Raw genomic sequence first — 11,384 nt, 5'->3', positions numbered from 1 at the left:
GGTCGGGGTGAGAGGATTCGAACCTCCGGCCTCTACGTCCCGAACGTAGCGCTCTACCAGGCTAAGCTACACCCCGATGTCCTGAAACTTCTGTTTTCACCGAATTAGCCAGTGCGACGCTTAAAGCGTTACAATCGCGGCTTCAGAGGACGCGAATTATCTACCAAATATGTGGTTTAGGCAACTCTCTTTTTATCGACTCGACGAGTCTTCCTGCCCCGACGTGGACACCCTGGCGGCGGCATTGGCGAAGAAACCTTTCAATCCGTGCAGCGGGCTCGACTGGTCGAGCGAAGGCTGGATTTCGCCGGCCGCGCACGCCGACGGCCCGGTGCTGGGCTGCCGTGGCAACCTGCTCGTCGCGCTCAAACGCGAGGACAAGGTACTACCCTCCGGCGTGATCCGCGACTACCTGGACGCCAAGGTCCAGGAGATCGAGGACAAGGAGCTGCGCAAGGTTGGCCGAAAGGAAAAGCAGGCGCTGAAGGAGCAGATCACCGACGATCTGCTGCCGCGCGCCTTCACCCGCTCGGGCCGGCTCGGCGCCTTCCTCGACACGCAGCGCCGCTGGCTGATGATCGATACCGGCACCGCCAGCCGCGCCGAGACGCTGATCAGCGAACTGCGCGACGCGCTGCCGCCCTTCCCGGCCGCGCTGCCGCGCACCGAGCTTGCGCCGCATACCGCGATGACCGACTGGCTGCTGGCAGGCCAAGCGCCGGGCGGCTTCGAGCTGGACGCCGACTGCGAGCTGAAGGCACAGGGCGACGAAGGCGCGGTGATCCGCTGCAGCCGCCAGGATCTGACCGCCGACGAGGTGCAGAACCACCTGAAGGGCGGCAAGCAGGCGACCAAGCTCGGCCTGGTGTGGCGCGAGCGGATCCGCTTCGTGTTGACCGACACGCTGCAGCTGAAGCGCCTGCAGTTCCTCGACGTGCTGCAGGAAGAGGCCAGCCAGGCCGGCGACGACATGGCCAGCCTGACCGAGGCGACACTGCTGTTGATGAGCGCCGAGCTCGGCGAACTGGTCGACGAGTTGGTCGAAGCGCTCGGCGGTCTACAAAACGCCGGCTGAACCACCTGCAACCGCATCAAGAGCGCCCCATCCGGGGCGCTTTTTTTTTGCGATCAAAAAAATCAAACTATCGACAATAAAAAATCAATTAAACAACACTATCAAAATAATCCATACTGAATCGCAAGCCAGCCAAATGTCATGACCGCGACTGGTCAGCCGACGGCGACTGAGCTAAACCAAGAGAATGTGGCCGCCACCGAAGGCCACAGCCAAGGAGCAAAAGCGATGACAAAAGCCGACTGGGAACTGCTCTACGAATTGCTGGCCAGTTTTGCCTGGCTCAGCTGACCCACCACCTTTGACTTGGGCCAGGCTCGCGCGTCATGGCCGGGAACCCCGCCCTAGCCCACGAGCCCACCCTAGATGGAAGACGAACCGTCGAGCCGCTACGGCCGATCAGCCGCAGCCAACCCCATAACCATTGCGAGACAAAGAGGATTCGATCATGACTGACAACAAGCATCTCTCCACCGCCGCCGGCGCGCCGGTCGCCGACAACCAGAACAGCCAGACCGCCGGGCCGCGCGGCCCGGTGCTGCTGCAGGACGTCTGGCTGCTCGAAAAGCTGGCGCACTTCGACCGCGAACGGATCCCGGAACGGGTGGTGCACGCCAAGGGTTCGGGTGCCTACGGTACCTTCACGCTGACCCAGGACATCGGCCGCTACACCAAGGCCAAGCTGTTCAACGGCGTGGGCAAGCAAACCCCGGTGTTCCTGCGCTTCTCGACCGTGGCCGGCGAGCGTGGCGCGGCCGATGCCGAACGCGACGTGCGCGGCTTCGCGCTGAAGTTCTACACCGAGGAAGGCAACTGGGACCTGGTCGGCAACAACACCCCGGTGTTCTTCATTCGCGACCCGCTGAAATTCCCCGACTTCATCCATACCCAGAAACGCGACCCGAAGACCAATCTGCGCAGCGCCGACGCCGCCTGGGACTTCTGGAGCCTGCACCCGGAAAGCCTGCACCAGGTCACCATCCTGATGTCCGACCGCGGCCTACCGAAGAACTACCGCGAGATCCACGGTTTCGGCAGCCACACCTTCAGCTTCATCAACGACGTCGGCGAGCGCTACTGGGTGAAGTTCCACTTCAAGAGCCGCCAGGGCATCAGCTACTACACCGACGCCGAAGCCGCCGAGCTGGTCGGCCAGGACCGCGAAAGCGCGCAGCGCGACCTGTTCGAGAACATCGAAAAGGGCAACTTCCCGAAATGGCGCGTCTGCGTGCAGATCATGCCGGAGCGCGAAGCGGCCACTTATCGCTTCAACGCCTTCGACCTGACCAAGGTCTGGTCGCACAAGGACTACCCCCTGATCGAGGTCGGCGAGCTGGAGCTGAACCACAACCCGGAAAACTACTTCACCGAGGTGGAACAGGCCGCCCTCAACCCGGCCAACGTGGTGCCAGGCATCGGCTTCTCGCCGGACCGGATGCTGCAGGGGCGCTTGTTCTCCTACGGTGACACCCAGCGTTACCGGCTCGGCATCAACCACGGCCAGCTGCCGGTGAACGCGCCACGCTGCCCGTTCCACAGCGCGCACCGCGACGGCGCGATGCAGACCGCCCAGTACGGCGGCGCCAGCAACTACCAGCCGAGCACCCGCCCGGACGCGCAGCAGGACCAGCGCGAGCTGCAGGAGCCACCGCTGGCGCTGAAGGAGGCCGCCGCCTGGCGTTACGACCACCGCGAGGACGATGACTACTATACTCAGCCGGGCGACCTGTTCCGACTGATGCCGGCCGACGAGCAGCAGCGGCTGTTCGGCAATATCGCCCGCTCGCTGTCCGGCGCGCGGCCGGAGGTGCAGCAGCGCCAGCTGGTGCATTTCGACAAGGCCGACCCGGCCTACGGCGCCGGGGTGCGCAAGGCGCTGGCGGCGCTGAAGTAAGCCCCTGCCGCAACGACAACGGGAGGCCAACGCCTCCCGTTTTTCATTCCACCCTCCTTCGGCCAACCTTGGGGCGACGCCACACGTCCAACGTTGGCCGAACCCGCTCATTCCAGCTGCGCGTGCGCCAGTTCGCCGAGCCGCTTCAGCGCCGCGATCCGCGCCGGCGTCAACGGCACCCCACAACTCAAGCGCAGACAGCGGCCGAATTCGCCGCGCGGCGAAAACAGCTGACCCGGCGTGAAACCGATTCCCTCCTGCAACCCGGCGTCGAACAGCGCCTGGCTATCGGCGCCCTCCGGCAGCTCCAGCCATAGCAGGAAGCCGCCTTGCGGCTCGGTGACGCGGGTGCCGGCCGGAAACGACTCGGTCACCAGAGCCAGCGTCTCGTGCAGCTGGCGGCACAGGGTGCGGCGCAGCTGGCGGATGTGGCGGTCGAAGCCACCGGCAGCCAGGAACTCGGCCGCCACCACCTGCAGCAGCGACGGGGTGCAGAAGCTCATGCCGAACTTCTGCATCTGCAGCTCGGCGTGATAGCGGCCGCCGGCCATCCAGCCGATGCGCAGCCCCGGCAGCGCCTGCTTGGTGAACGAGGCGCAGTAGAGCACATTGCCGGTGGTGTCGAAGGCCTTGCACGGCAGCGGCCGCTCGCGGCCGAAGTAGAACTCGCCGTACACGTCGTCCTCGATCAGCGGAACGCCGCGTTCGGCCAACATCCGCACCATGCGCCGCTTGTTGTCCTCGGGGATCAGCGCACCGAGCGGGTTGCTGAAGTTGCTGACCACGATCACCGCCTTCACGCCGCCGTAACGGGTGGCGACGTCGAGCGCCTCCACCGACATACCGGTGACCGGGTCGGTGGGAATCTCCAGGCCCTTCAGGCCGCGGGTCTCCAGCAACTGCAGCACGCCGAAGTAGCACGGCGACTCGATCGCCACCACGTCGCCCGGCTGGGTGACCGCCAGCAGGCTCAGGTTGAGCGCCTCGATGCAGCCGTTGGTGATCAGGATATCGTCGGCCGCCAGCGTCTGGCCCCACTCCACGGTGCGCCGCGCGATCTGCCGGCGCAGCTCGGGCAGGCCGTCGCTGCGACCGTACTCGGTGATCAGGCCGGGCTGGCGGCGCAGCGTCTGGCTCATCATGCTGTTGAGCGCCCGGTCCGGAAACAGCTCGGCCGACGGGGTGGCGCAGGCGAAGCTGTTGCCGGCGCTCTCGGCCACGTAGCGCAGGTAGCGCCACAGCAGCGGGTTGGTGACGACGGGTTGCGGCTCCGGGCACGGGCACGACGCGGCCGGCGGCCGCGGCAGCCGGCCGCGCACGAAGTAGCCTGACTGCGGCCGCGCCTCGATCAGGCCGCGGTCTTCCAGCATGCCGAACGCCTCCTGCACCGTGGTCATGCTGACCTGACGGCGCTGCTTCATGGTGCGCAGCGACGGCAGTTTCTCACCCGGCTTCAGCGTGCCGTTGGCGATGGTCGAGGCGATCTCGTCGGCGACCCGCTCGTAGAGCGGGATGGTGTCGGTCTTCATGGGGGCATCATGCTCCGCCGCCCGCCGAGCGGGCAGGTACAGTTGCCGGTCGGATCGGGCAGTACAGTGGTGGGTTTCGGCCAACTATACCGGTTCAGATGACATAGTACTGCGTCTGTCGACGCTGTTCTAAGCAGAATAGGCTGTGTAGCGTGATCCACCACCTGCAAGGAGCCTTGCCATGGAAACCGTCATTCAGCTCGAACCGGACGAACTGCTGCGCCTGCCGGCCCACAGTCAATGGGAATGCATCGGCGGCGCCGGCTGGCTCACCCAGCGCGGCCTCGACGTGACCGTGCTGTGCGGCAGCCGCCTCGACATCGACGACCCGCACGGTGCGCTGCTCGAGGCGATCGGCGGCCCGATCCGGCTGCGGCAGCGTCGTGAGCACGTTACGCCGCTGGTCGCCCGCTGGCTCCGCCGCCACGGCCACGCGGCCTGAACGCCACGATGCCACTCGCCTCGCCCCCAGCCTGTTCGGCCAAGTCCGGCCCATGAAAAACCCCTGCCTTCTTCCAGCAGGGGTTTTTGTTGTCCGGTCGGCCAACCTTGCCGCTGCCCGATAGCAAAACAGGCGGCCCACCGCGCCTGAACGCGGGGGCCGCCCATTACCGGGAGGGGAAACTCAGCCCTGCTGCGACTGGGTGTAGTTTTCCAGCCCCACCAGGCCGATCAAGCGCAGCTGCTGCTCGAGCCAGTGGGCGTGATCGTTCTCGGTTTCCTCGAGCAGCACCATCAGCGTGTCGCGGGTGACATAGTCCTTCACCGACTCGGCCTGCGCGATGACGGTTTTCAACAAGGCACCGACACGGTATTCCACTTCCAGGTCGTTCTTCAGCATCGCCGGCACATCGGCACCGATCAACAGCGGCACGCGCGCGGCGACGTTCGGGGTACCGCCGAGGAACAGGATGCGGCGGATCAGCGCGCGAGCGTGCGACAGCTCGTCCTCGCGCTCGTGGTCGATGCGGGTAAAGAGCTTTTCGAGGCCCCAGTCCTGGTACATCTCGGCGTGAATAAAGTACTGGTCGGCGGCGGAAAGCTCTTCGGCGAGCAAGTCGTTGAGCAGTTTCAACGTATCGGGATGGCCTTGCATTTCGGCTCCTGTTTTTGTTGTTCGGACCCGTCGGTGGCGACAGGGAATGGCCGAATTGTAGGCGGCCGAAACCCTGATGTCACGGGGCTTTGCTCACAGCAGCACCCGCGCAACCTAGTAAAAAAGAAGCGTTAGCAGCCAGGACAGACCGGTCGACCAGGCGGCCGAGAAAACGGTAAAGCGGATGCTTCGCGACTCCTGCCGGGTCGTGGCGATCGTCGCGATGCACGGTGTATAGATCAGCGCACTTGATATGGATCACGCCCTTGCGGGGGCCGCACTAAACCGGCACTGGTCGGCAAGGGGGCGGAACGGGTAAAATCGGCGGCTATTTCAAGAATTTGCCGAAAGTACCGTGATGAGCATCAAGTCCGACAAGTGGATCCGCCGCATGGCCGCCGAACACGGCATGATCGCGCCGTTCGAGCCGAACCAGATCAAGAGCGTCGACGGCCACAAGGTGATCTCCTACGGCACCTCGAGCTACGGCTACGACATCCGCTGCGCGCGCGAATTCAAGGTGTTCACCAATATAAACAGCACCATCGTCGACCCAAAAAACTTCGACCCGAAGAACTTCGTCGAGATCGAAGGCGACTCGTGCATCATCCCGCCGAACTCGTTCGCGCTGGCGAGCACCGTCGAGTACTTCCGCATCCCGCGCGATGTGCTGACCGTCTGCCTGGGCAAGTCCACCTACGCGCGCTGCGGCATCATCGTCAACGTCACCCCGTTCGAACCGGAATGGGAAGGCTACGTGACGCTGGAGTTCTCCAACACCACGCCGCTACCGGCCAAGATCTACGCCAACGAGGGCGTGGCTCAGGTGCTGTTCTTCCAAGGCGACGAGGAATGCGACGTGTCATACAAGGACCGTGCCGGCAAGTACATGGGCCAGGTCGGCGTGACGCTGCCGAAACCGTAAGCGACTGAGCTGAAAAGAAAAAAACGGGACGACTTCGCGGTCGTCCCGTTTTTTCATGCGCTTGTCGCAGCCTGACAAATGGCGCTCGCATTTTAGGGGGGGTGGTCTAGGATAAACACAGGTTCACCGGTAACACACCCCCGTTATCGGCGAATCCGGCACAGCAAGCCGTTTCTTCTTGGGGTGTTGCGGTTCCCCCTTGCCGCAACACTCTTTTTTTTGATCTTTTTTTGATCAGAACCATCATAAACCTGCCCAATCGCGCTGCCAAGCATGGGCACCGCTCTTAACGACAGCCGGTCCCTTCCTCGGTACTTTTTCCGTCGAATCAAGCCATTGGTGTGCTTGCTGCTCTCTGTGGCCAAATCAACTTGTTCACCGATTTCACAATTACATTGCGCACAATCTAATTGCCAACTACCATTCAAGCCTCCATCCAAGAGAGCCATCATCCATGTCCGACGCCCCGATCTACCGCTTTCACGCCCCCACCCTCGATGGCCGCGAGCTGAACCTCGCCGACTATCGCGGCCAGGTGCTGCTGATCGTCAACACCGCCAGCCAGTGCGGTTTCACCCCACAGTACGCCGGACTTGACCAGCTCTACCGCCAGTACCACGACCGCGGCCTGACCATACTCGGCTTCCCGTGCAACCAGTTCGGCCAACAGGAACCGGGCAGCGCCAGCGAGATCGGCGCGTTCTGCCAGAAGAACTACGGCGTCAGCTTCCCGATGGCCGACAAGGTCGACGTCAACGGCCCGACCGCCCACCCGCTCTGGCAGTACCTCACCTCGACCAAGCGCGGCCTGCTCGGCACCCGCAAGGTGAAGTGGAACTTCACCAAGTTCCTGATCGGCCGCGACGGCCGGGTGGTCGCCCGCTTCGGCTCGCTGACCAAGCCCGAGGCGCTGACCCGTCACATCGAAAGACTGCTGTGAACGACACCCTGCAGCTCGACCGTCAGCTCTGCTTCGCGCTCTACGCCGCCAGCCGGGCAATGACCCAGGCCTACCAACCGCTGCTGGCGCCGCTCGGCCTCACCTACCCGCAATACCTGGTGATGCTGGTGCTGTGGGAACAGGACGGACTAACGGTGAAGCAACTCGGCGAGCGGCTGGCGCTCGACTCGGGCACGCTGACACCGCTATTGAAGCGGCTGGAGGGCGCCGGCCGGGTGCGCCGGCAACGTCTGGTCGAAGACGAGCGCCAGGTGGCGCTATGGCTGACCGACGAAGGCCGGGCGCTACAGGCCGACGCGGCGGCGGTGCCGACCGCCCTGCTCTGCCGCTACGGCGGCGAGCCGGAGCAGATCGGCGTCTTGCGCGACACCTTGCACGCGCTGCGCCGCACCTTGCAGGACAACTGAGCCGACCACGGGCAGCGGTCGGTTCGATTCGGCCGGCGGCCGGCGCAACTCGGGCAATAGCCGGGTTCGCCAGGGTACCGGCAACAAAAAACCGGCCGAGGCCGGTTGTGCAGATGAAAAGTCGGGTCAGGCGACGTCGCCGTCGCGGTAATACCAGCGGCCGTCATCGAGCCTGTCGAAGCGGCTGGTTTCAGCCAACCGTTCGGCGCGGCCCGAATACTTGTAGCGGGCCACGAAGGCGATCACGCCGTGCGTATCGCCCGGCCCGCCTCCCTCGCGGTGCATCACCTCGAGCCCCAGCCACTTCACCTTGCCGGCCTCGCTGGCCAGATCGAGCGTGGCCGGACGGGTCGCCGGGTGCCAGGTGGCGAGCAGATAACGCTCATCACCAAGGGCATAGGCGGTGTAGCGCGAGCGCATCAGCGCTTCGGCGGTCGGCGCCGGCACGCCGTCGGCGGCCAAATAGCGGCCGCAGCACGCGCTCAGACTGTCGCCCAGCCCGCACGGGCAACGTTCGGCCGGCTTGGACTGTTTCGTCATCTCAGTAACCCAGCGGCGGCAAGCCGTACACTTTCAGCAGGAAGTTGGTAAACGCCGGATTGGCTGGTTTGGCCTTCAGCTTCGGCCAACGGCGCAGCGTCTCGCGCAGCTTGGCGTCCATCCGGGCCTGCGACTCCTCCTGACTAATCTGGTTGGCGTCACGTTGCACGGCGATCTGGCGGTAGGTAGCGAACACATCGTCGTCGACTGGGTTGCGGCCGACGGTGCGCACGCGATAGGCGTTCAGCTGGTCCGCGGCCTGCACCCGGTTCAGTTCACCGGCCTTGACGCGCTCGGCGATGCGGTTCGCTTCATGCAGCAGCATTTCGGAGCTGGATGGCGGATGTGTCACCGGTGCCGGTTTGCTCGGCTGAGGAAAGCTCGGCATCTTGAAGGTGCCGCAACCGGCTAGCGCCAGCACGGCAACGAGAGGGATCAGGCGTTTCATGCGACTCATTGTAGCGCGCCCGACCTATGCCAAGCGCTTTTCGCGCAATGAAGGCTCAGGCCAGGTGTTCGAACAACGGGGTCGATAGATAGCGCTCGCCGAACGACGGAATCACCACCACGATCAGCTTGCCGGCATTCTCCGGCTTCTTGGCCAGCTCGACCGCCGCCCACACCGCCGCCCCGGACGAGATCCCGACCAGCAGGCCTTCCTGCGACGCCATAGCTCGTGCCACCGTGAATGCGTCGTCGTTCTTCACCCGGATGATCTCGTCGTAGACGGCGGTATTCAGGATCGCCGGCACGAAACCGGCACCGATGCCCTGGATCGGATGCGGCCCCTTCGGCTCACCGGACAGCACCGACGACGCATCCGGCTCGACCGCGACGATCCGCACCCCCGGCTTGCGCTGCTTCAGCACCTCGCCGACGCCAGTGATCGTGCCACCAGTGCCGACCCCGGAGATGAAGATGTCGACCTGGCCGTCGGTATCGTTCCAGACCTCCTCGGCGGTGGTATTGCGGTGGATCGCCGGGTTGGCCGGATTCTCGAACTGCTGCGGCATGAAATAGGTGTCCGGGTGCGCCTCGACCAGCTCGCGCGCCTTGGCGATCGCTCCGCCCATCCCGTCCGGCCCCGGGGTCAGCACCAGCTCGGCGCCGTAGGCGCGCAGCAACAGCCGACGTTCGCGGCTCATCGTCTCCGGCATGGTGATCACCAGCTTGTAACCGCGCGCCGCACACACCATCGCCAGACCGATCCCGGTATTGCCCGAGGTCGGCTCGACGATCACCGTAGCCGGGCCGATCTTGCCGGCTTTTTCGGCCGCATCGATCATCGCCACCGCGATCCGGTCCTTCACGCTATGCGCCGGGTTGAAGAACTCCAGCTTGGCCGCCACCGTGGCCACGCAACCGTCGGTCACCCGGTTGAGTTTTACCAGCGGCGTGTTACCGATCAGGTCCGTCACAGAGTCCGCAATACGCATCGGTTTATTCCCTCAGAATTCAAAACGGTTGGGTTATATTCCTTGTTATCCTATCCGATTCCCCGCATCGCCCCACATACTCTTTTTTTATATCCAAGAAACCAACGGAACGTCGTTTATGCCTCAAGAAGCCTTGATCCCGCTGTCCGGCTGGCGTCGCAAGGTCTATATCGTCATCTTCGAAGCCGATACCCGCGCCGGACGAGCGTTCGACATCGCCCTGCTGGCCGCCGTCCTGCTATCGATGCTCACCGTAATGCTGGAAAGCGTCGCAGCCGTCCGCCAGAGTTACGGCCCCTTGCTCGGCGTGCTCGACTGGTGCTTCACCATTCTGTTCACCGCCGAATACCTGCTACGGCTGATCTGCGTCCACAAGCCCAAGCGCTACGCCAGCAGCTTCTTCGGCATCATCGACCTGATCGCCATCCTGCCCGCTTATCTGGCACTGCTCGTCCCCGAGTTCCGCTACCTGATCGACATCCGCATCCTACGGCTGCTGCGGATGTTCCGGATCTTCAAGCTGACCCGCTACCTCGGCGAAGCCGACGAACTGATGCAGGCAATGCGCTCGAGCCGGCGCAAGATCTCCGTGTTCCTGCTCACCGTGCTGATGCTGGTGGTCGTGCTCGGCACGCTGATGTACGTGATCGAAGGCGACGCCAACGGCTTCACCAGCATCCCGACCAGCATCTACTGGGCGGTCGTCACCCTGACCACCGTCGGCTTCGGCGACATCACGCCCAAGACGCCACTCGGTCAGGCGGTGTCATCGCTGGTGATGATCATCGGCTACGGCATCATCGCGGTGCCGACCGGCATCGTGACCGCCGAACTCACCCAGGCGCACCGCAGCAAGCGCGAACACACCACCCGACTCTGCCCGCACTGCTTCACCGAAGGTCACGACGACGATGCCCGCTACTGCAAGCACTGCGGCAGTGAACTGCCGCGGCGCGGACGCGACGCAGAACTGAGACTTTGAGTCCCCATCCGCCACCAAACTCGTAGCCGTTCCCATCGACTACCGCCCGCTCTGTCGGGCGGTTCTTATTTACGCGGCTCGAGGCAAACATACAGGATCGAGGCATCCGGAAATCGAGGATCGGCAACGCCCGGTGACACACCGTTCTTTTCCCGGCCGACCTGACAGTTAACCGGCCGGCAAGAGCGGATTGCGAATCCGTAGCGCAGTGCTCACAGCAGAGTAAGCAAGATTGGGTTGAGAATACTGCGTTGAAATTCGGCCAGCGTTGGCCGAACGAGGTTGCGAGCTGTTGAGGATAGCCTGCCCACGGTAGCGAATTCCTCATGCTGGCGAGTGGGCGCAGTAAAGCCCCAAGCCCCGAGCTAACGCTCGGGGCTTGGGGCTTGGGGCTTTAGACAGACTTCGCTTTACCAGGCAGTGGCGAATCGCGGCTCCGAAATGCCCAAAGCCCCAGCTCGACTGAGCTGGGGCTTTATTATGGGGAGTCTGGCGGTGACCTACTTTCACATGGCGAATGCCACACTATCATCGGCGCA

14 protein-coding genes and 1 tRNA gene are annotated in these 11,384 nt (G+C 63.9%); 8 read left to right on the top strand and 7 right to left on the bottom strand.

Features of this window, described 5'->3' with window-relative positions; genetic code table 11:
* Window positions 1-2 precede the first annotated feature (2 nt).
* Window positions 3-76, bottom strand: a tRNA-Pro gene (locus ACZ2IA_RS22265).
* 93 nt (window positions 77-169) lie between these two features.
* Between ACZ2IA_RS22265 and ACZ2IA_RS22260 the strand changes: the two genes are divergently transcribed.
* The 3 genes from ACZ2IA_RS22260 (at window position 170) to ACZ2IA_RS22250 (ending at window position 2,969) form a co-directional block, all read left to right on the top strand.
* Window positions 170-1,075: a recombination-associated protein RdgC gene (locus tag ACZ2IA_RS22260; protein WP_470294782.1), complete on the top strand. Its 906-nt coding sequence runs from the start codon at window positions 170-172 to the stop codon at window positions 1,073-1,075.
* Between the two features lie 141 nt (window positions 1,076-1,216).
* The gene (locus ACZ2IA_RS22255; protein ID WP_470294781.1) at window positions 1,217-1,366 is read left to right on the top strand and encodes a hypothetical protein; all 150 of its coding nucleotides are present in this window, start codon (window positions 1,217-1,219) and stop codon (window positions 1,364-1,366) included.
* 157 nt (window positions 1,367-1,523) lie between these two features.
* Window positions 1,524-2,969 carry a catalase gene (locus ACZ2IA_RS22250; protein ID WP_470294780.1) on the top strand — a complete coding sequence of 482 codons (1,446 nt, stop codon included), beginning with the start codon at window positions 1,524-1,526 and terminating at the stop codon, window positions 2,967-2,969.
* A gap of 107 nt (window positions 2,970-3,076) precedes the next feature.
* On the opposite strand, the gene ACZ2IA_RS22245 is transcribed toward ACZ2IA_RS22250, so the two are convergent.
* The gene (locus tag ACZ2IA_RS22245) at window positions 3,077-4,498 is read right to left on the bottom strand and encodes an aminotransferase-like domain-containing protein (RefSeq protein WP_470294779.1); all 1,422 of its coding nucleotides are present in this window, start codon (window positions 4,496-4,498) and stop codon (window positions 3,077-3,079) included.
* 181 nt (window positions 4,499-4,679) lie between these two features.
* On the opposite strand from ACZ2IA_RS22245, the gene ACZ2IA_RS22240 reads away from it, so the two are divergent.
* Complete coding sequence (locus tag ACZ2IA_RS22240) at window positions 4,680-4,940, top strand: hypothetical protein (protein ID WP_470294778.1); 261 nt, start codon at window positions 4,680-4,682, stop codon at window positions 4,938-4,940.
* A gap of 183 nt (window positions 4,941-5,123) precedes the next feature.
* Here the strand turns inward: ACZ2IA_RS22240 and bfr are convergent, their stop codons facing one another.
* Window positions 5,124-5,594 carry a bacterioferritin gene (bfr, locus tag ACZ2IA_RS22235; RefSeq protein WP_470294777.1) on the bottom strand — a complete coding sequence of 157 codons (471 nt, stop codon included), beginning with the start codon at window positions 5,592-5,594 and terminating at the stop codon, window positions 5,124-5,126.
* Between the two features lie 358 nt (window positions 5,595-5,952).
* Between bfr and dcd the strand changes: the two genes are divergently transcribed.
* Entirely contained in the window at window positions 5,953-6,519 is a 567-nt protein-coding gene (gene dcd / locus ACZ2IA_RS22230; RefSeq protein WP_470294776.1) for a dCTP deaminase, read from the top strand.
* 143 nt (window positions 6,520-6,662) lie between these two features.
* Here dcd and ACZ2IA_RS22225 read toward each other — a convergent pair whose 3' ends face one another.
* Window positions 6,663-6,971 (bottom strand): hypothetical protein, encoded by a 309-nt coding sequence (locus ACZ2IA_RS22225; protein WP_470294775.1) that lies wholly within the window; start codon window positions 6,969-6,971, stop codon window positions 6,663-6,665.
* A gap of 2 nt (window positions 6,972-6,973) precedes the next feature.
* Between ACZ2IA_RS22225 and ACZ2IA_RS22220 the strand changes: the two genes are divergently transcribed.
* Window positions 6,974-7,459, top strand: a complete 486-nt coding sequence (locus tag ACZ2IA_RS22220; protein WP_470294774.1) for a glutathione peroxidase — start codon at window positions 6,974-6,976, stop codon at window positions 7,457-7,459.
* Window positions 7,456-7,887: a MarR family winged helix-turn-helix transcriptional regulator gene (locus ACZ2IA_RS22215; protein ID WP_470294773.1), complete on the top strand. Its 432-nt coding sequence runs from the start codon at window positions 7,456-7,458 to the stop codon at window positions 7,885-7,887. Before ACZ2IA_RS22220 ends, ACZ2IA_RS22215 begins: the two co-directional genes overlap by 4 nt.
* Before the next feature lie 126 nt (window positions 7,888-8,013).
* On the opposite strand, the gene ACZ2IA_RS22210 is transcribed toward ACZ2IA_RS22215, so the two are convergent.
* From ACZ2IA_RS22210 to cysK, 3 genes are read right to left on the bottom strand one after another with little or no spacing between them, the layout of a single operon-like run.
* Window positions 8,014-8,427, bottom strand: coding sequence for a YchJ family protein (locus tag ACZ2IA_RS22210; RefSeq protein WP_470294772.1), 414 nt, complete (start codon window positions 8,425-8,427; stop codon window positions 8,014-8,016).
* A gap of 1 nt (window position 8,428) precedes the next feature.
* Complete coding sequence (locus ACZ2IA_RS22205; protein ID WP_470294771.1) at window positions 8,429-8,875, bottom strand: hypothetical protein; 447 nt, start codon at window positions 8,873-8,875, stop codon at window positions 8,429-8,431.
* 55 nt (window positions 8,876-8,930) lie between these two features.
* Window positions 8,931-9,863, bottom strand: coding sequence for a cysteine synthase A (gene cysK / locus ACZ2IA_RS22200; RefSeq protein WP_470294770.1), 933 nt, complete (start codon window positions 9,861-9,863; stop codon window positions 8,931-8,933).
* A 118-nt stretch (window positions 9,864-9,981) separates the two neighbouring features.
* Between cysK and ACZ2IA_RS22195 the strand changes: the two genes are divergently transcribed.
* Complete coding sequence (locus ACZ2IA_RS22195) at window positions 9,982-10,845, top strand: ion transporter (protein ID WP_470294769.1); 864 nt, start codon at window positions 9,982-9,984, stop codon at window positions 10,843-10,845.
* Window positions 10,846-11,384: the final 539 nt, after the last annotated feature.

Source organism: Crenobacter sp. CS_VA4 (assembly GCF_055597485.1).
This window is presented reverse-complemented; position numbering and strand designations above follow the sequence as displayed.